The sequence below is a fragment of the Sphingomonas sp. SKA58 genome, from assembly GCF_000153545.1.
In the GTDB taxonomy this organism is placed as follows: domain Bacteria; phylum Pseudomonadota; class Alphaproteobacteria; order Sphingomonadales; family Sphingomonadaceae; genus Sphingobium; species Sphingobium soli.
Window position 1 is genome coordinate 223834 of record NZ_CH959307.1, and the last position, 19914, is coordinate 243747.

Consider the following 19914-nt stretch of genomic DNA (forward strand, 5'->3'; position numbering starts at 1 on the left):
CCGCCCTGACACCCCCATATCGCCGCATGAGCCAGACGCCGCAAGCCGCCAATTATCGTCCCGCGACCGAAATCGACGCGTTGATGCCCGACATCGCCGATCCAGTGGCCGCCGCCGATTTCCCACAGACCATCCTGCGCTATCGCAATGACCGTGCTGCGGCTGATGTTGGGCTCGATGGGCTGACTGATGATGCCTGGATCGCTCATTTCGGCCGCTTTGCGCCGCTGGCAGGCAGCTTGCCCCAGCCGCTGGCGCTGCGCTATCACGGCCACCAGTTCCGCCATTATAATCCCGACATCGGTGATGGCCGCGGGTTCCTGTTTGCCCAGTTGCGTGACCGCCAAGGCCGCCTGATGGACCTTGGCACCAAGGGATCGGGACAAACCCCCCATAGCCGGTTTGGCGACGGGCGGCTGACGCTGAAGGGCGGCGTGCGCGAGATTCTGGCGACGGAAATGCTGGAGGCCCTGGGCGTCAATACGTCGCGCACGCTCTCCATTATCGAGACGGGCGAAGCGCTGGAGCGCAATGACGAGCCGTCCCCGACACGGGGCGCCGCCATGGTGCGCCTGAGCCATTCCCATATCCGCATCGGCACATTCCAGAGGGCGGCATTTCTGGAAGACGCAGCGCTGCTGGAGCGATTGACCGATTATGCGCTGAGGCATCTATACGACGAGATGCCTGGAGATGATCCTGCGGCCCAATTGCTCGCCCGTGTGGTTGAGCGCACCGCCGATCTGGCTGCAAGCTATATGGTGGCGGGCTTCGTCCACGGCGTGCTCAACAGCGACAATATCAACGTCACGGGCGAAAGCTTCGACTATGGCCCCTGGCGTTTCACGCCATTATGGGAGCCCGCCTTCACCGCCGCCTATTTCGACCATGGCGGCCTTTACGCCTTCGGTCGGCAGGCCGAGGCTATCCATTGGGACGTGGCGCAACTGGCCGTGTCGCTTCGGGTGATCACGCCGGCAGAGCCGCTCGTAGCGCAACTGGAACGCTTTCCAGACCTGTATGGCGCTGCCGTGCAGCGGCGTTTCTGCTGGCGGCTTGGCGTTCAGGAAAATGCGCAGTCCGGTTCGATGATCGAGGCGGCCGTACGCGGCATGACGCAAACCGGCACGCCTATCGACCGGTTCTTCCATGACTGGCGCGGCGGCGTCGCGCCCGCACCTGCTGTCTATGCAGATGCGGCATGGGCGCCGTTCCGGGAGAGCATCGTGGCGTGCGAGCCGGAGCCTGATGCCCGAATGCATGATTACTGGCAGGATGCAGAACCGTGCTCGATGCACATCGAAGAGGTCGAGGCGATCTGGAGCACCATCGACCGGCATGATGATTGGGAACCGCTCTATGCCAAGGTCGCTGCGATCCGTCGCATGGGCGCGGCGCATGGCAGCGTGTCAGTGGCATGATCCCGACACCCTCTCATTTCGTTAACCAATTTCCCGCATAGCGTTATCCAAATGGTCGCGTCGCTTACATCCCACGAACCCGCCACGGGTACCCTGCTTTGGCAGGGGGAGCCGGGCGATGTCGAAGCGGAAGTCGCCGCTGCGCGCGCGAGCTGGCCGCGATGGGCGGCGCAGCCCATCGCCTATCGCATCGAAACGCTGCGCCGCTTCGTCAATGTCGTTCGGCGCGAAGACGAAGCGCTGGCCGACCTGATCGCGCGAGAAACAGGAAAGCCGCTTTGGGAGGCGCGCGACGAAGTAGCGGCGTTGATGGGCAAGGTCGATATCAGCGTCGCCGCTTATTCGGAACGCACGGGTCAACGTCGGCTGGAAGCCAATATGGGCGCACGCCAGTCCGTCCGGCACAAACCCCATGGCGTCATGGCGGTGTTGGGACCTTACAATGCCCCCGCGCAACTACCGGGCGCACATATCATCCCTGCGCTGCTCGCGGGCAATGCCGTCGTGTTCAAACCCTCTGACCGGACCCCGGCCGTTGGCGAAATGCTGGTGCGGTTGCTGCACGAAGCGGGAATTCCAACAGGCGCGATGCGATTGTTGCAGGGCGGCCCCGACATAGGGAAGGCGCTGGCTTCCCATGCGGATGTCGGCGGCATATTGTTCACCGGGTCTGCGCAAACCGGTATTGCGATCAATCGCCAGTTCGCGGCGCAGCCGTCGAAGATCCTGGCACTGGAAATGGGCGGCAACAATCCCATCCTGGTATGGGATACGCCAGAAATTCCGGCCGCCGCCGCCATCGTCGTGCAATCCGCTTTCCTGACGAGCGGGCAAAGATGCACCGCTGCTAGTCGCCTGATCGTGCGGGACAACATCGCCGACACGCTGATTGCCGAAGTCAAGAAACTGGCCGACCGCTTGATCGTCGATCAGCCCCATGCGACGCCGACGCCCTATATGGGTCCGGTCATCGACAATCAGGTCGCGGACGGTTTGACCGAAAGCTTTCTGTGGCTGATGAGCAATGGCGGGCGCCCGATCAAGCATATGGTGCGCACACGGCCCGGCCTCCCTTTCCTCAGTCCAGCAATCATCGATGTGACGAATATGAAGGAACGGCCCGATGTCGAGCTGTTCGGACCCTTGTTGCAGGTGATCCGGGTGAGCGATTTCGGCGAGGCGATCGCGGAGGCCAATAACAGCCGCTATGGGCTGGCGGCTTCGCTCGTCGGCGGATCACCGGAACAATATAATCAATTCTGGTCCAATGTCCGCGCCGGCGTCATTCACTGGAATCGTCCCACCAACGGCGCAGCATCCAATGCGCCGTTCGGGGGCATCGGCATTTCGGGCAACCATCGGCCAGGCGCCTATTATGCCGCGGACTATTGCGCCTATCCCGTCGTTTCGGTGGAGCTGGAGAAGCCACGCGCCTCCATTGGCGTTGGCCTTAAGGACATAGACGTGAGCGCGATGGGCGAATGAAGCCGGCATCGGCGCAAAAACATTTCCTAATCCCCCGCATATCCATTCTGAATTGAACTGCGACGGGGCATTGGCCATCTGCAATGGCATGGATGACATTATCCCTGCCACCGTCTTTTTAGTCGGCGCAGGTCCGGGCGATCCGGACCTGCTGACGATCAAGGCCGCACGCCTGATCGGCGAGGCCGACGTCATCGTGCATGACGGTCTGGTGTCGGACGCTATCCTGGCGCTGGCTTCGCCGGACGCAGAGCTTATTTCGGTCGCCAAGCAACGCAGCCGCCATTCCATGCCGCAGGATGCGATCAATGTCTTGCTGATCGATCTGGCGCGCGAAGGGCGCAAGATCGTGCGGTTGAAGGGTGGCGATCCTTTCATCTTCGGCCGGGGCGGCGAGGAAGTGGATGCCTGCCGCACGGCGGGCGTGCCGGTCGAGGTGGTTCCGGGCATCAGCGCAGCCATCGGCAGCGCGGCGCAGGCGCAGCTTCCCCTTACCCATCGCGCCGCGTCCAGCGCCGTGACCTTTGTCGCTGGCCAGTGCAAGGGCCTGTCGGATCAGGACTGGTCGGGCCTGGCGGGAATCGGGCGTACGCTCGTCATCTATATGGGCGTGGCGACCGCGGCCGATATTGCCGACAAATTGATCGCGGACGGCGTTTCGCCCGCGCTGCCAGTAGCGGTTCTGGAAAACGGAACCCGGCCCGAGATGCGGACGCTGCGGACATTGCTTGCCGATCTGGGCGACATGGTGGTGCGCGAAAAAATTGTCAGCCCGGCGCTGATCGTGGTGGGCGAAGTGGCGGCACACGCACTGGCGCATGATATGCTCGACGCCTGCCGTGCGCTGGCAAACACTCAAGAAGGTCGGGCCACCGGCGGGAAAAGGGTAGAATGAAGATATTGACGGGCAATGACCTGGTGAGTGGCGACGTCATCTGGTGGGCGGGCGACGGCTGGTCGCGCCAGGTGGGCGACAGCATCGACGTAGGGCAGACCGGCGACGACCTTGCGCGGACCGAGGAAGCGGCCTTGCGCGTCGTGGGCGCCTACGTGATCGACGCCACCATAACCGACGAGGGCGTTCGCCCCGCGCATATCAAGGACCGCATTCGCGCGCTCGGCCCCACGGTGCGCCCCGACCTGACCCTGAAACCGAACGATGCCGATGCCGGCAATTGGGTGATCTGAACCATGTATCGTTATGACAGCTATGACCAGTCCATGGTGGACGCCCGCGTCGAGGAATTTCGCGATCAGGTGCAGCGCCGCCTGACCGGGGCGTTAACTGAGGATCAGTTCAAGCCGCTGCGGCTGATGAACGGCCTTTATCTGCAACTGCACGCCTATATGCTGCGCGTCGCCATCCCCTATGGCACGCTGTCGGCCAGGCAGATGCGCAAGCTGGGTGAGATCGCGCAGAAATATGACCGCGGTTATGGCCACTTCACGACGCGCCAGAACCTGCAATATAACTGGATCAAACTGGCCGACGCACCCGACATTCTCGCTGAGTTGGCGACCGTCGAAATGCACGCGATCCAGACCAGCGGCAATTGCATCCGCAACATCTCGTCCGACCAATATGCGGGCGTTTCCGCAGACGAAGTGGCGGACCCCCGCCCCTGGGCCGAACTGCTACGCCAATGGTCGAGCTTCCATCCCGAATTCACCTATCTGCCGCGCAAGTTCAAGATTGCGGTGATTGCGGCTGACGAAGATCGCGCTGCGATGCGGTTGCACGATATCGGGCTGAAGCTGGTGGAGCGCGACGGCGCGATTGGCGCGGAAATCTATGCCGGGGGCGGCATGGGGCGCACCCCGATGGTCGCGCCCCTGATCCGCGATTTCGTGCCCGAAGACGAGATCATTTCCTATCTGGAAGCATGCCTGCGCGTCTATAATCGCTATGGGCGCCGCGATAACAAATACAAGGCCCGGATCAAGATCCTGGTCCACGAACTGGGCGTCGAGGAATATCAGCGGCAGGTCGAGGAAGAATTTGCGCATATGCGCACCCTTGGCCTCAACCCGCCGGTCGAGGAACTGGACCGCATCCGCGCCTTTTTCGCACCGCCAGCCTATGAAACCGGGCTTAGCGAGGATATTGACCGTAGTGACCCCGCCTTTGCCCTGTGGGTCGACCGGCAAGTCGCCACACATAAGGCGGCTGGCTATGCCATCGTCAATATCAGCCTGAAGCCGCTGACCGGCATCCCCGGCGACGCTTCGGCCGAGCAGATCGAACTGGTGGCGTCGCTGGCCGAGCAATATAGCCTGGACGAAATCCGGGTGACGCATGCGCAGAACCTGATTCTGCCGCACGTGAAGAAGGCGGACCTGTACGCCATCTGGCAGAAGTTGGATGAGGCCGGCCTCGCCGAGGCCAATCTTGACCTTATCACCGACATCATCGCCTGCCCTGGCCTGGATTATTGCGCGCTCGCCAATGCGCGGTCGATCCCGCTGGCACAGAAAATCGCGCAGCGGTTTGCCGACGCGGAAAGGCAAGCAGAGCTGGGCGAATTGAAGCTCAAGATTTCAGGCTGCATCAACGCCTGCGGCCACCATCATGCCGGTCATATCGGCATATTGGGCGTGGACCGGAAGGGCGTGGAAAATTTCCAGCTGCTGCTGGGCGGTTCGGGCGCGGACGATGCTTCGCTGGGGCAGATCACCGGCCCCGGTTTTTCCGAAGATGGCGTCGTCGACGCGATCGAGAAGGTAACAGACATCTATCTGGCCCAGCGCGAGGGCGACGAGCGCTTCCTGGACACCTATCGCCGCATCGGCATGAAGCCCTTCAAGGAGGCGATCTATGGTTGAATTCCTGTCCTTCCGTGAGGATGACGCCACGCAGGAACCGACCGTTACGGTCGAAGCCTTCACCGGCCAGTCCAACTCCACCGCGGTGCGGATCGAGGCGGGCGAGGATGCGCGCGAATTGCTGCCGCATCTCGACAGGCTCTCGCTGGTCGAAGTGAACTTCCCCGCTTTTGGCGACGGGCGCGGCTACTCGGCCGCCCGCATCCTGCGCGAAGCAGGCTATGCGGGGGAATTACGCGCGGTAGGCGATGTTCTGGTCGATCAGATCGTCGCCATGCGCCGTTGCGGCTTTGATAGTTTCCACCCTGCCAAGCCGCTGGACGACGAAGCGGTCGAGCGTGCGCTTACGCGCTACGCCGATGTCTACCAAAAATCGGTCGATGGCCGTGCGCCCATCTGGGCGAAGCGGCATCCGGAGAACATAGATGGCTGAACCTGCCCGCAAGATCGACATTATCGACGCGCGCCCTGCCTTCACGCAGGGCGATGCCGACGCGCTCAACGCGCGGTTTGAAGGCATCGACACGTTGACGATGCTCAAGACCGTGTTCGCCGAGGGCCTGGCTGGCAACGTCGCGGTCGTCTCCTCTTTCGGCACCGAAAGCGCCGTGCTGCTGGATCTGGTGGCCAGTGCGGACCGGACCGTGCCGGTAATCTTCGTCGACACACTCAAAATGTTCGCGGAAACGCTGAATTATAGGGACACACTCATTAAACGGCTGGGATTTACCGATAGCCGCACCGTGACGCCGCTTCCCGATGCCATTGCCAGCAAGGATGCAACGGGCTTGCGCTGGTCCTATGATCCCGATGGGTGCTGCGAGATTCGCAAGGTCGAGCCTATGAAGCGCGCCAAGGATGGCCTGGACGCCTGGATTTCGGGCCGCAAGGCGTTTCAGTCCGTGACCCGTCAGAACCTTCCCCGGTTCGAGGTGGAGGACGGCCGATTGAAGATCAATCCGCTGGGCGACTGGACCAAGACCGATCTGGAAGCCTATTTCGCCGAGCACGATCTGCCGCGGCATCCGCTGGAGGCGCAGGGCTATCTGTCGATCGGCTGCGAGCCCTGCACGTCCAAGGTGTTGCCCGGCGAAGACCCACGCGCAGGGCGCTGGCGTGGCTGGGACAAGGTGGAATGCGGCATCCATTCCCCGGTCAGTCCAATTTCGGGACCAGACGACGAAGCCAATGATCCGGCGAATATGCCTGTGTTCTGAGGCCGACCGGCATTTCGCGCCTTTTGGTTCACGCGAGAGACGCCGAGACGCGCAGGATGGCCGGGGAAGTTCGCTCACTGCAGTTTTTGGTGCGTGCAGAGGCGCAGAGAACGCGACGCTTTCTCCTGAAAATCGCTAATGGCTAGGTAGCATAGGCAGCAGCCGCTGGCCGCGCAAAAGACTCCGCGCCTCCTCGCGAAAAAGAGCCGAAACATTCGTCGAAACCGGCCCTATCCCGCTGCCTTGACGATGTCCGCCCATGCCTGTTCGGTAATGACTTCGATGCCGAGCACCGTCGCCTGTTTGAGCTTGCTCCCCGCCCCAGGCCCCGCCACCACCAAATCTGTCTTGGCGCTGACCGAACCCGCCGCCTTCGCGCCCATCCGCTCGGCCTGCGCTTTGGCCTCGTCACGGCTCATGGTTTCCAGCTTGCCGGTGAAGACCACGGTCTTGCCAGTCACGGCGCTGACGGTGGTTTCGACCACATAAGGCGGTGGCGAAACTTCCGAAAGAAGATCGTCCCACGCCTCCACATTATGGGGTTCGTGGAAAAAGTGGGCGAGCGCGTGACCGACGGCGACGCCGACATTGTCAACGCCGATATGCTCGGCAATCGCCTTGTCCATCTTGGCCTGCGAGTCATGCGGCTGATCGCGCAAGGCCATTATGTCTTGCGCCAAGGCGCGGATCGCCGGGAGAGTCGCATAGCGCTTGAGCAGGTCGCGCGCCGTCACCGCGCCGACATGGCGGATGCCCAGGCCAAAGAGCAGGCGCGCTGCATCTGGCTGGCGCTTGGCCTCAATCGCCATGAGCAAATTATCGACCGACTTTTCTTTCCAGCCTTCGCGACCGAGCAGATCGGCGCGATGTTTTTTAAGTCGGAAGATGTCGGCCGGCTCTGCGATCCAGCCAAGATCGAGAAACTCCTGAATCGTCTTTTCGCCCAGGCCTTCAATATCGAGAGCGGCGCGGCTGACGAAGTGGCGCAGACGCTCGAACCGCTGTGCCGGACAGATCAGACCGCCGGTGCAGCGAACATCAACCTCCCCTTCTTCCCGCACAGCTTCGGAGCCGCAGACGGGGCAATGGGTCGGAAAGGGGAAGGGTTCGCGCGCCTCATCACGGGTGAGATTGTCGACGACCTGGGGGATAACATCGCCGGCGCGCTGGACAATGATTCGGTCGCCGGGTCGGACACCAAGGCGCGCAATCTCGTCGGCATTGTGCAGGGTGACATTGGAGACGACGACGCCGCCGACGGTCACGGGCGTGAGGCGGCCAACGGGGGTGAGCTTGCCCGTCCGGCCGACCTGGATGTCGATGGCTTCCAGCGTGGTCTGCGCGCGTTCTGCGGGGAATTTGTGGGCGATGGCCCAACGCGGTGCCTTTGCGACGAAGCCCAGCCGCTGCTGCCAGTCGAGCCGGTCGACTTTGTAGACCACGCCATCAATGTCGAAGGGCAGATCGGCGCGCCCGGCCTCTATGGTGCGGTAATGGGCGATAAGGGCATCGAGACTGTCGACGCAGGCCAGCATGTCGGACACGGGCAGGCCCCAGCCCGCGATTGCCTGCATGACGCCCAGTTGCGTATCGGCGGGCAGCGCGCTGTGGGCACCCCAGCCATGGGCTAGGAAGCGCAGCGGACGGCTGGCGGTGACAGTGGCGTCCTTCTGCCGCAGCGATCCGGCAGCGGCGTTGCGCGGGTTGGCGAACTGGCGGGCTTTTTCAGGGTTCTCCGCTTCGGCAAGCAGCCGGGCGTTGAGTGCCACGAAATCGCCCTTGGCCATATAAACCTCGCCGCGTATCTCGAACAGGTCGGGGATGGCTTCGCCGGTCAGACGCTGGGGAATATCGGCAATCGTGTGGACATTGGCGGTAACGTCTTCGCCGGTCGTGCCGTCCCCGCGCGTGGCGGCAAGGACCAGTTCGCCTTTTTCATAGCGCAGCGAACAGGACAGTCCGTCAATCTTCGGCTCGGCAGTGAGGGCAACGGGCGCATCGTCTGGCAGCGCCAAGAAGCGGCGAATGCGCGCGAGGAAATCGGCGATATCCTCGTCCGAAAAGCCATTGTCGAGGCTCATCATGCGAACGGCATGAGGGACTTTCTTGAGCGCCGTCGTCGAGGCCGCGCCCACCTGCGCATTGGGCGAGTCCGCGCGGATCAAATGCGGGAAGGCGGCTTCGAGCGCGTTATTTTCGCGGATCAACGCATCATAGTCCGCGTCGCTGATCTCCGGCGCGTCCTGATCGTGATAAAGGCGGTTATGCTTCGCCACTTCCTTGGCGAGGCGCATCAGGCGGTTGGCCGCTTCGGCTTCGGTCAGCATCGCTGGATCAGTCATCGGGCTGCCTTAGCGCTTGTCGAGCGCGCACGGAAGCACGCGGCGGCACTGCCCTACATCTTCTCGTTGATGCCGGATTGGACCGGCCACCGCGATAGGGTATCGCGTTGCGCATCCCCGGCCCGCCGAGCCGAGCCGCCTTCAGGTTGCAGAAAAGCGAGATTACGCTGCCGAACAGCCCAGTCAGCGGCCACACCCAATTCACGATGGCCATTTTCTGCGGCCGCCGCATGATATCAACCAGGATGACCACCACGCACAGGATTGCGAGGGTTAACGAAGCGATGGAAAGCCCATGCAGCCAATCTGGAAAATGCGCTGACGCCATGCGGTCTTAACAGGGACGCGCCCCACTGTTTCCATGGAAATGATCTAGCCGCGTTCCAGCAATCGCTCTGCCTGCGCCCTTGCTTCCGCCGTAATTTCCGCTCCCGACAACATGCGCGCGATTTCTTCGCGGCGCTCTGCATCGTCCAGGGCGTGGACCCCCGTGCGTGTGACGGTGCCATCGGACGACTTGGCGATCAGCATATGGCCCGCGCCGCGCGCCGCGACCTGAGGGCTGTGGGTGACAACAAGGATCTGGTTACTCTGCGCGAGGCGGCTGAGGCGCTCACCGATCGCGTCGGCGACCGCGCCGCCCACACCCCGGTCGATCTCGTCGAAGATCAGCGTGTCCGCCCCACCCCGCTCCGCCAGCGCGACCTTCAAGGCGAGGATGAAGCGCGACAATTCGCCGCCCGATGCGATTTTGGCAAGTGGCGCGAAGGGCGCGCCGGGATTGGTCGAGATTTCAAACTCCACCCGGTCCATGCCCTGTGCGCTCCATTGGCCCTCGTCTAGTTGGGCAACGACGGTGCGGAAGCGGGCGGCGTCAAGCTTGAGCGGGGCCAGCTCCCCCGCGACCGCCGCATCCAGCCGACCGGCAGCCAGCTGGCGCTCCGCAGACAGCGCCTGTGCCGCGACGCGATAAAGATCGGCTTTTTGCGCCACATCCTGTTCCAGCGCGGCGATATGCTCCTCCCCACCCTCGATCGCGACAAGCCTTGCTGCCATGTCGTCGCCAAGCGCTGCGAGATCGTCTGGCGCAACCTGATGTTTGCGCGCAAGACCGCGCAGGTCGAACAGACGGGTTTCAATGGAGTCGAGACGCGCGGGATCGAAACTCAACGCCTCGGCGGCCTCGGCCAGCCGATCCTCCGCCTCCCCGGCCTCGACCACGGCGCGGTCGAGGGATTCGAGCACGGCGGCCAATAGCGGTTCCTCCCCGGCGATCCGGTCCAATCGGCGCGCCGCCTGCCGCAATTGGGCGAGGCCCCCGTCCGACCCGGTCAGGCAATCGCTGATCGTAGCGAGATCATCGGTCAGGCGCGCGCCCTTCTGCATGGCGGCGCGCTCTTCGGCCAAAGTCGCCTCTTCGCCAGCTTGCGGGGCGAAGGTGCGCAGTTCCTCAACGGCGTGGGTGAGATAGTCGCGATCCCGCGCGGCGGTCGCCACCGTTTCACGCGCTTGGCTCAACGCATTGGCAGCAACGCGCCAGTCGGCATGCGCCTTCGCCACAGCAGCTGTATCGCATCGACCATAAGTATCGAGCATGGCGCGATGCCCGCGAGGATTGAGCAGTCCCCGATCGTCATGCTGCCCATGGATTTCCACCAACGAGCCGCCCAATTCGCGTAACAGAGCGGCCGAACATGGCTGATCATTGATAAAAGCTCGGCTGCCGCCATCGGCCTTCACCATGCGGCGAATGAGCAAGGGCTCGCCCGGCTCCATATCTATGCCATTGTCAGCCAATAGAGCGGCGGCCGGATGATCGGGCGCGGGCGGGTTGAAGGCCGCGATGACGCTGGCCTGCTGCTCGCCCGCGCGCACCAGTCCGGTGTCGGCGCGCGCGCCAAGCGCCAGGCCAAGCGAGTCGAGCAGGATCGACTTGCCCGCGCCCGTCTCGCCAGTCAGCACACTGAGGCCAGCGCCAAACTCCAGGTCCAGCGCCTCGATCAGCACGACATTGCGGATCGCGAGGCTCGTCAGCATGACGTGGTCCTACCCGTCAACGCACAAAAGGGGAACAGGGAAAGCTGCGGCTCAGGCCGCGCCGCCATGTTCCTGCATCAGCTTGTAGCTGCGCTCATACCATTTGGTGCCGGGATAATTGCGGCCCAGGACGGCGGCGGCCTTCTGCGCTTCGGCCGGGATGCCGAGCGACAGATAGGATTCGACCAGGCGCTCCAGCGCTTCGGGCGTATGGGTCGTGGTCTGATATTTATCGATGACCGTGCGGAACCGCAGCGTCGCGGCAAGCCACTGGCCGCGCCGTTGGTAAAAGCGACCGACCTCCATTTCCTTGCCGGCCAGATGGTCGTTGACCAGATCGACCTTCAGCCGCGCATCGGCCGCATAACGGGTCTGGGGATAGCGACGGATCAGTTCACCGAGCGAATCGAGCGCCTGCTGCGTGATCTTCTGGTCGCGCGTGACGTCGGCAATCTGCTCATAATAGCAGATCGCTATCAGATAATAGGCATAGGGCGCGTCCTTGTTGCCGGTATGAATCGACAGGAAGCGCTGGGCCGCCGAAATGGATTCGGCATAATCCCGGTTCATATAATAGCTGAACGCAGACATGAGCTGTGCGCGGCGCGCCCATGGCGAATAAGGATGCTGACGCTCGACCTCATCGAAAAGCGCGGCCGCCAGCTTGTACTGGCCGCGATCAAGCCGGTCCTTGCCGCTATTATATAATGTCGACACGTCGCGGGCGACATAGAGCGTGTCCGCCTTGTTCTTCGATGTCGAACAGCCGGTCAGGACGGGCGAGGCGATCAGGACCAGAGCGGTGGCCGCGCCGATGCGCGTCAGGGTTTTCGTCAGCATGGGGCGGGTCATAGCCGAGCGACGCGCCGCCGCCAAGCGCCAGAATGCTGCGCCTAATTCAACAGGTCGCAGCCAGTGGAAGGTCCAGCCGCGCGATGGTGCCGCCAGTGGCGCGGGGATGGATGGCAAAGCGACCACCAAGCTGCATCGCCAACGCATTGGCGATGCGCAGACCCAGCGACTGGCCGGCGCTCGCGTCGAAACCCAGCGGCACCCCCTTGCCATCATCCATGACGCGCAGCGTGAGTTCGCCCTCATCGCTTTCCAGGGTAATATGGATGGTGCCAGGCCGATCGGGCAGGCCATGTTCGATTGCGTTGCTAACCGATTCTGCAACGACGAGCGCCAGCGGAACCGTGACGTCGGACGCCAGGATCAAAGCTTCCGGCGCGGAGACCTCGGCCCTGACGTCGTTGCGACCGGAAGCATCCAGAATGTCGGCGGTCAAGGTGAGAAGAAAAGCCCGAATGTCCTGACCACGCCCCGACGGATCGTAGAGGGCGCGACTGATCCTGCCGATCAGGGCCAGTCGCGCCGAAGCGTCGTCCAAGGCGCGCCTGGCCACCTCATGATCGACATGCCGGCGCTGGAGCGACAGCATCGCTGCGACGACCTGGAGATTGTTGGACACGCGATGCTGAAGCTCGCGGAACAGCAACTCCCGATTTTCCGCGAGTGCGCGGCTGCGCTCCCGCTCCACCGCCAGATTGAAATTGGCGCGTTGCATGAAGTGGATGAGGATGATGTCCACCGTGACGACGCCGATGTAGAACAACATGGCCATTGCCACCGCCGGGTTGAGCGTGAAGCTATGGATCGGATTGATGAAGAAATACCATGAGGCGAAACCAGCTATCACGCCGCCAAAAATGCCCGGACGAACACCGAACAGGAAGGAGGACAGGATGACTGCTGGGAAGAAGGTGACGAACGGATAACCCTGCGGCAACAATGGTTCAGCGGCAAAGCGCAGCATCAGTCCAGCGCCGCAAAAAACGCAAGTCAGCAGATAGGCATAAGCCGGCCGATTGAGCACGAGCGGCAGGCGTTCGACAAAGCGCTCGTTGCTCCGCTGCATGATGATCCCCGTTTGGCTGGTCGGCACAATATCCAAGTCCTTACGGAAGCGCATTGATTGAAATCAGTCAACTGGCCCATCAACCAAAAAAGGCGTCCGAAACCGGACGCCTTCTTCAGTTACTCCCCTTTTCAGGGTCGGCTTATCAGTCCTGGGTCAGGAAGTCGGGCAGCCCGGCGCTGGAGCCGTCATCGTCGCCCTTGCCGCCGCCATCGCCACGGGGGCCACGGTCGCGACGGGGACCACGATCGCCACGACCGCCACGGTCGCCACCGCGATCACGACGGTTGCGGTCGCCACGGCCTTCCCCCCGGTCGCCGCGCGGTTCACGCGGTTCGCGGGCGGGACGGGTGTCCTCCAGTTCCTCGCCGGTTTCCTGATCGACGACGCGCATGGACAGGCGCACCTTGCCGCGCGGGTCGATTTCGAGAACCTTGACCTTCACTTCCTGGCCTTCCGACACGACGTCGGTCGGCTTTTCCACGCGCTCATTCTTCATTTCGGACACGTGGACAAGACCGTCCTTGCCGCCCATGAAGTTCACGAACGCGCCAAAGTCAACGATGTTGACGACCTTGCCGCTGTAGATCTTGCCGACTTCCGCTTCTTCGACGATGCCGAGAATCCACTTTTTCGCGGCTTCGATCTGGGCGGTATCGGACGAGGAAATCTTGATGATGCCTTCATCGTCAATATCAACCTTCGCGCCGGTTTCCGCGACGATTTCGCGGATGACCTTGCCGCCCGTGCCGATGACGTCGCGAATCTTTGACTTGTCGATCTGGATCGTTTCGATGCGCGGAGCATGCGCCGACAATTCGGTGCGGGTCGAGGACAGCGCCTTGCTCATCTCACCCAGGATATGCGCGCGGCCTTCCTTCGCCTGACGCAGGGCGACTTCGAAGATTTCCTGCGTGATGCCGGCGACCTTGATGTCCATCTGCATCGTGGTGATGCCGTTTTCCGTGCCCGCGACCTTGAAGTCCATGTCGCCCAGATGATCCTCATCACCCAGGATGTCGCTGATGACGGCATAGTCCTTACCTTCCAGGATCAGGCCCATGGCGATGCCCGACACCGGACGCTTCAAGGGAACGCCTGCGTCCATCATCGAAAGCGAACCGCCGCAGACAGTCGCCATCGACGACGAGCCGTTGGACTCGGTGATGTCGGAGAGGACGCGGATGGTGTAGGGGAACTCATCCTTGCTTGGCAGCACGGGATGCAGCGCGCGCCAGGCGAGCTTGCCATGACCCACTTCACGACGACCCGGCGCACCGAAGCGGCCCACTTCACCAACCGAATAGGGCGGGAAGTTGTAGTGCAGCATGAAGTTTTCATAATGCAGGCCAGTGAGGCCGTCGATCATCTGCTCAGCGTCCTTGGTGCCCAGCGTGGTGGTGCAGATCGCCTGCGTTTCACCGCGGGTGAACAAAGCCGAACCATGGGTGCGCGGCAGGAAGCCGACCATCGCCTCGATCGGGCGGATTTGCGTCGTGGTGCGACCATCGATGCGCTGGCCGTCCTTGAGGATCGCAGTGCGGACGATTTCGGCTTCCAGCTTCTTGGTCAGCTTGATCCCAGCCATGACGGTCTGGGCGTCCAGTTCTTCCTCAGCGAAGAAGGCCTTCGCCTTGGCGCGCGCTTCGTTGAGCGCATTGGAGCGCGCCGACTTGTCGGTCAGCTTGTAAGCGGCGGCGATATCCTTGCCAATCAGCTTGGTCAGCTTCTTCTTGAGGCCGCCAAGATCATCCTGCGCGGCCATTTCCCAAGGATCCTTGGCTGCCTGCTCGGCAAGGTCGATGATCGCATTGACGACCTTCTTGGCCGCGTCATGCGCAAACATGACAGCGCCCAGCATGACGTCTTCCGACAATTCCTTGGCTTCGGATTCGACCATCATCACGGCGTTACCCGTGGCGGCCACGACGAGGTCGAGGTCGCCTTCCTTCGCTTCTTCGAGCGAGGGATTCAGCTGATATTCGCCATCCTTGTAGCCCACGCGCGCAGCGCCGATCGGCCCCATGAAGGGCACGCCCGACAGGGTGAGCGCAGCTGAGGCAGCGATCATCGCCACGATGTCGGGTTCGCTTTCGCCGTCAAAGCTCAGAACCTGGGCAATAACGTTGATTTCGTTGTAGAAACCTTCGGGGAACAGCGGGCGGATCGGACGGTCGATCAGACGGGAAACCAGTGTTTCCTTTTCAGTCGCGCCGCGCTCGCGCTTGAAGAAGCCGCCGGGGATGCGGCCGGCAGCGGAATATTTTTCCTGATAATGGACGGTGAGCGGGAAGAAGTCCTGTCCGTCCTTCACCGACTTGGCGGCGGTCACGGCGCACAGCACCACCGTCTCGCCATAGGTCGCCAGCACGGCGGCGTCGGCCTGACGCGCAATGCGACCGGTTTCGAGAGTCAGGGTCTTGCCTGCCAGCTCGATCGAAACTTTCTTTACATCAAACATGCTTTTTCCTTCGCCCGCCATGGCCCTATTGCCCGGCGGGGCCTCATCTGCGGGCTAACCGGCCCGCTGCGGTGTCGGAGCATCGTGTGGCTCCGTATTCGGGGATCGCACCGGATTGCGCGATCTCCCTCTTGCATGTCCCCGCCACAGGCAGGGACGAAATCCCGGAATCGGAAACGGCCCCGTGGGGGGGCCGTTCCTTTGTATAGCAGACTTACTTGCGCAGGCCCAGCTTGGCGATGAGGTCGCTGTAGCGGCCCTCATCCTTCTTCTTGAGATAATCCAGCAGCGAACGACGCTTGTTGACCAGCATCAGCAGGCCGCGACGGCTGTGGTTATCCTTGTGATGACCCTTGAAATGCTCGGTCAGGTTGGAAATGCGCTCCGACAGGATCGCAACCTGGACTTCGGGCGAACCGGTGTCGCCTTCGGCGCGGGCATGTTCCTTGATCAGCGCTTCCTTGCGCTCAGCAGTGATCGACATCGGGCTTCCTTTCGTATCTAGAGATTGAAGCCGCGCACCACCCGGATGTCCGGGCCACTGGACTCCACCAGCGCGATGGGCGTTTCACCCAGCATAGCCAGCAGGAGACCGGTGTGCGGTTTCCCCATGAGCATCTTCCCCTGACGGAGAGCCAATGCTTCATCGGGACTGACGGAAAGGGCCGGGATGTCGTCCAGCCCCGCCGTCAACGGCAGCATATACTGCGCGATACCATGCCCCGTAGCAGCGTCATTCAAAATGTCCAGCGAAATTGCCGAGTCCAGCGTGAACGGCCCGGCCTTCACCCGTCGCAGCATGGTGACATGACCGACGGTGCCGAGCGCCAGAGCGATGTCGCGAGCCAAGGAGCGGATATAGGTGCCCTTGGAGACGTGGGCGGTGAGGGTAAGGGAGCCCAAAGCCCCATCCTCCGTTCGGTTCGAACCTGTCGAGAACGATTCGCGAGGGCTCTCGACAGGATCGAACCTGACGGAAGTGAGGGAATGGATCGTCACCGCCCGCGTCTTCATCTCTACCACCTCGCCCCGGCGAGCCAGATCATAGGCGCGCTGGCCGTCGATCAGGATGGCGCTATAGGCGGGCGGTACCTGCTCGATTGGGCCAGTGAAGCGGGGCAGGATCGCGTCCACCTGCGCCCGGGCTGGACGGTGGTCGCTGGTCGCGATCGGCTCCCCTTCCAGATCGAGCGTATCGGTCTGGACACCGAAAGCGACAGTGAAGTCATAAACCTTGTCGCTGTCGAGCATGCGTCCGGCCAGCTTGGTCGCTTCGCCGATCGCAATCGGCAGCACGCCGGTCGCCAGCGGATCGAGCGTGCCGCCATGGCCGACCTTGACCTTGCCCGCCCCACTTTGGCGCAGGACGCGCTTGACCGCGCTGACCGCCTGGGTGGAGCCAAGACCATGGGGTTTATCGAGAATGATCCAGCCATGCATGGCGGCCGCCCTTATCTGCCTGATATTGTCCTGTCAGCCTTTAATCCGCTAACGCCCTGGCATGACGATAGACCTGATCTGCCTCGATGCCGACGACACGCTCTGGCATAATATGCGCCACTTCAACGCGACCGAAGACGCGCTGCTCGACATGCTGCGCCCCTTCGCGCAAGCGCAGGTCACGCGCGAGCGGCTGATCGCGTGCGAGACCCGCAACCTGCCGCTCTATGGCTATGGCGCAAAGGGCTTCACGCTCTCGATGATCGAAACCGCTGTAGACCTTGCCGGCGACGCGGTGACTGGCACGATGATCGAAGGGATATTGGCGGCTGGCCGCGCGCTGCTGGCGCATCCGGTCGAATTGTTCGATGGGGTAGAGGATACGCTGAGCGCGCTGGCAGCTATGGCGCCTCTGGTGCTGGTGACGAAGGGCGACCTTCTGCATCAGGAAAGCAAGCTTGCCGCTTCAGGGCTGGGCGACCTGTTTTCCGGCATAGAAATCGTCAGCGACAAGAAAGCGGACACGTTCCGGGCGCTGTTCGAGCGGCACGGCATCGACGCGCATCGGACCGTCATGGCGGGCGATTCGATGCGATCTGATATCCTGCCCGCGTTGGAGGCAGGCGCATGGGCGGCGTTCATCCCGCAGGCAGGAGCCTAGTCGCATGAAGGCGCAGCGGCGCCGGAAGGTCATCCCCGGTTCGTGCAACTGGAGCGACTTGGGCAGTTACCTGGCTGGATAGCGACGCTCGGCTGAAAATCAGCCGTTCAAAGCGGCGACAAAATGACGGCGACACAGCGCGACATAGCGGTCATTACCGCCGATGTCGGTCTGGTCGCCCTGCCGGACCGCCCTGCCCTGTGCATCGACACGCAGGTTCATCGTCGCCTTGCGTCCGCAGTCACACACCGTCTTGATCTCCGTCAGCGCGTCGGCGATGCCGAGCAAATGCGCGCTGCCGTCAAACAGGTTGCCCCGAAAGTCGGTGCGCAACCCATAACAGAGCACTGGAATGCCCAGGCTGTCGGCCACCGCCGCTAGCTGCCACACCTGATCACGGGTCAGGAACTGCGCCTCGTCCACAAGAACGCAGGACAGGGGCGTGGCGTCATGCTGCCGGGCGATCGCGGCGTGCAGGTCGACACCCGGCTCGAACAAATGGGCCTGTGCCTCCAGCCCGATACGCGATGCGATGCGCCCGCTGCCGTAACGGGTATCGACAGCGGCGGTCCACAGCATCGTGTCCATGCCGCGCTCGCGATAGTTGAAGTCGGATTGCAGCAGGGTGGTCGATTTCCCCGCATTCATCGAACTATAGTAGAAATAGAGCTTCGCCATCGCGCCGGATCTAGCGGATCGTGGGCGCAACGCCAGCCAGGAAGCGGACCAGCGCGTCGGCCAGCGCGATTCGTTTGTCGGAAAAGCTGTGGTCGGTGGGCCAAACCATCAGGCGCGCCGACGGATTGGAGCCTTGCGCGTCGGCGGCCGCCTTGCGCGCCATGGCGCCGATACCGCGTTCGGCCCCGATGATGCTGAGCGGCCGACGGCCATAGCCCGCCAGGCGACGGCCAAGGTCGAACTTGCCAGCATCCGCTTTGATCTCGCCGGTCAGGCTTTCATAGCTTGCCCCGGCAAGAGGCGGCAGGTCGCTTTCCACTTCGGCCTTCCAGGCTGCTTCGCCATCCGGGGTCGCCAACGCCGTGACCGTCTGTGCCGGATCCCATGGATCGATCAGGAACAGGCCCGCGACATGCGGCTCTGCTGCTGCCGCATCCGCCGCCATGAAGCCACCCATACTGTGTCCGGCCACAGCGATCGCACTGGTGTCGATGTGATAGCGGGCGACATTGGCGGGCTGTTGCAGGAATTGAAGCGCGGTGAAGGCATCTTCCGACGCATTGTTGAAGGAAAACACGCCGGGACTACCCCAACTGCCGCGATAATGGAGGCTCAGCACGTTCCAACCGGCCCGGCGCGCCGCCTGCGCCAGATCGAGATTCTGCTCGTTGCCGGGAAAGCCGTGCAACAGCAATAAGGTCGGATGCAGCCCGCCGCCCTGGGCGGTGTACATCACCGCGTTCATTGCGCCGTCCCGAGCGGGAATGACAAAGGCGCTCATGCCTGCGGGATGAGCCGCGTCAGGCTTGGGATCTGTCGTAACAGCAGAATGAATGGCGGCATCCCGCGCAAGGGCCTGACCCATGCCTGCAACCATCATGGCGGCAGCCGCCGCCCAAGCGATCTTCGTCACATGCCACCCCTTATGCCTGCCTTAAAAAACGATGCTAGCGACAGGAAGCCGTCCCGTCGAAGCTATTCCGCGTCCTCCTCCGGCGCATCCAGGTCACGCGCGACCTTGGGGTCGCGCAACAGCTTGTCGATATGACTGCCTTCGTCGAAACTTTCGTCGGAAAGGAATTTGAGCTTTGCGGCATATTTGAGGCGAATGCGATGCGCCACTTCGCGTTGAAGATAGGCCGTGTTAGTCCGCAGCGCTTTCAGCACCGCATCCTCATCCTGCCCCAGCAGCGACTTGATGAAGACTGTGGCGTGGCGCAGGTCCGGCGACATGCGCACCTCCGTCACGCTGACGACATGGCTGGAGAGCACGTCATCATGAACGTCGCCCCGTTGCAGGATTTCGGACAGGACATGACGCACTTGTTCACCGACGCGCAACAGGCGGACGGAGGGACCTTCGGGTTGGTTGGACATAAATCCTCCCCTCCCATTTGCGGGAGGGGCCGGGGGCGGGCGCGCGGCTTTCGC

At 62.6% G+C, this 19914-nt stretch carries 18 protein-coding genes and 1 pseudogene; 8 read left to right on the top strand and 11 right to left on the bottom strand.

Annotation, left to right across the window (positions count from 1 at the left end):
- Positions 1-26: 26 nt before the first annotated feature.
- From SKA58_RS10360 to SKA58_RS10390, 7 genes are all read left to right on the top strand, one after another.
- Positions 27-1421, top strand: a complete 1395-nt coding sequence (locus tag SKA58_RS10360) for a protein adenylyltransferase SelO family protein (RefSeq protein WP_009822373.1) — start codon at positions 27-29, stop codon at positions 1419-1421.
- 51 nt (positions 1422-1472) lie between these two features.
- Positions 1473-2906, top strand: a complete 1434-nt coding sequence (astD, locus tag SKA58_RS10365) for a succinylglutamate-semialdehyde dehydrogenase (protein WP_009822374.1) — start codon at positions 1473-1475, stop codon at positions 2904-2906.
- 88 nt (positions 2907-2994) lie between these two features.
- Positions 2995-3801, top strand: coding sequence for a uroporphyrinogen-III C-methyltransferase (gene cobA / locus SKA58_RS10370; RefSeq protein ID WP_037542974.1), 807 nt, complete (start codon positions 2995-2997; stop codon positions 3799-3801).
- Positions 3798-4094 (top strand): DUF2849 domain-containing protein, encoded by a 297-nt coding sequence (locus SKA58_RS10375; RefSeq protein ID WP_009822376.1) that lies wholly within the window; start codon positions 3798-3800, stop codon positions 4092-4094. Before cobA ends, SKA58_RS10375 begins: the two co-directional genes overlap by 4 nt.
- Before the next feature lie 3 nt (positions 4095-4097).
- The gene (locus tag SKA58_RS10380; protein WP_009822377.1) at positions 4098-5729 is read left to right on the top strand and encodes a nitrite/sulfite reductase; all 1632 of its coding nucleotides are present in this window, start codon (positions 4098-4100) and stop codon (positions 5727-5729) included.
- On the top strand, positions 5722-6162 hold the full coding sequence (locus SKA58_RS10385; RefSeq protein WP_009822378.1) for a DUF934 domain-containing protein: 441 nt from the start codon (positions 5722-5724) through the stop codon (positions 6160-6162). The genes SKA58_RS10380 and SKA58_RS10385 overlap by 8 nt, the downstream gene beginning before the upstream one ends.
- Positions 6155-6946: a phosphoadenylyl-sulfate reductase gene (locus SKA58_RS10390; RefSeq protein WP_009822379.1), complete on the top strand. Its 792-nt coding sequence runs from the start codon at positions 6155-6157 to the stop codon at positions 6944-6946. The genes SKA58_RS10385 and SKA58_RS10390 overlap by 8 nt, the downstream gene beginning before the upstream one ends.
- Before the next feature lie 230 nt (positions 6947-7176).
- On the opposite strand, the gene ligA is transcribed toward SKA58_RS10390, so the two are convergent.
- The 8 genes from ligA to truB form a co-directional block, all read right to left on the bottom strand.
- On the bottom strand, positions 7177-9288 hold the full coding sequence (gene ligA, locus SKA58_RS10395; RefSeq protein ID WP_009822380.1) for an NAD-dependent DNA ligase LigA: 2112 nt from the start codon (positions 9286-9288) through the stop codon (positions 7177-7179).
- Positions 9281-9616: a hypothetical protein gene (locus tag SKA58_RS19860; RefSeq protein WP_156784192.1), complete on the bottom strand. Its 336-nt coding sequence runs from the start codon at positions 9614-9616 to the stop codon at positions 9281-9283. Before SKA58_RS19860 ends, ligA begins: the two co-directional genes overlap by 8 nt.
- Before the next feature lie 44 nt (positions 9617-9660).
- Positions 9661-11325 carry a DNA repair protein RecN gene (gene recN, locus SKA58_RS10400; RefSeq protein ID WP_009822381.1) on the bottom strand — a complete coding sequence of 555 codons (1665 nt, stop codon included), beginning with the start codon at positions 11323-11325 and terminating at the stop codon, positions 9661-9663.
- A 51-nt stretch (positions 11326-11376) separates the two neighbouring features.
- A complete protein-coding gene (locus SKA58_RS10405; RefSeq protein ID WP_037543396.1) occupies positions 11377-12165 on the bottom strand; it encodes an outer membrane protein assembly factor BamD in 789 nt (262 codons plus the stop codon).
- Between the two features lie 58 nt (positions 12166-12223).
- Positions 12224-13243: a sensor histidine kinase gene (locus tag SKA58_RS10410; RefSeq protein ID WP_037543398.1), complete on the bottom strand. Its 1020-nt coding sequence runs from the start codon at positions 13241-13243 to the stop codon at positions 12224-12226.
- 145 nt (positions 13244-13388) lie between these two features.
- Complete coding sequence (gene pnp / locus SKA58_RS10415) at positions 13389-15704, bottom strand: polyribonucleotide nucleotidyltransferase (RefSeq protein ID WP_037543400.1); 2316 nt, start codon at positions 15702-15704, stop codon at positions 13389-13391.
- A gap of 214 nt (positions 15705-15918) precedes the next feature.
- Positions 15919-16188, bottom strand: a complete 270-nt coding sequence (gene rpsO, locus SKA58_RS10420) for a 30S ribosomal protein S15 (protein ID WP_009822385.1) — start codon at positions 16186-16188, stop codon at positions 15919-15921.
- Positions 16189-16205: 17 nt separating this feature from the next.
- On the bottom strand, positions 16206-17144 hold the full coding sequence (truB, locus tag SKA58_RS10425) for a tRNA pseudouridine(55) synthase TruB (protein ID WP_009822386.1): 939 nt from the start codon (positions 17142-17144) through the stop codon (positions 16206-16208).
- A 61-nt stretch (positions 17145-17205) separates the two neighbouring features.
- Here truB and SKA58_RS10430 point away from each other — a divergent pair.
- A pseudogene (locus SKA58_RS10430) lies at positions 17206-17901 on the top strand (HAD family hydrolase).
- Between the two features lie 3 nt (positions 17902-17904).
- On the opposite strand, the gene SKA58_RS10435 reads toward SKA58_RS10430, so the two are convergent.
- The 3 genes from SKA58_RS10435 to rbfA form a co-directional block, all read right to left on the bottom strand.
- Positions 17905-18483 carry a thymidine kinase gene (locus SKA58_RS10435; RefSeq protein ID WP_009822388.1) on the bottom strand — a complete coding sequence of 193 codons (579 nt, stop codon included), beginning with the start codon at positions 18481-18483 and terminating at the stop codon, positions 17905-17907.
- A gap of 10 nt (positions 18484-18493) precedes the next feature.
- Positions 18494-19363: an alpha/beta hydrolase family protein gene (locus SKA58_RS10440; protein ID WP_037543403.1), complete on the bottom strand. Its 870-nt coding sequence runs from the start codon at positions 19361-19363 to the stop codon at positions 18494-18496.
- 95 nt (positions 19364-19458) lie between these two features.
- Entirely contained in the window at positions 19459-19860 is a 402-nt protein-coding gene (gene rbfA / locus SKA58_RS10445) for a 30S ribosome-binding factor RbfA (protein WP_009822390.1), read from the bottom strand.
- Between the last annotated feature and the right edge of the window lie 54 nt (positions 19861-19914).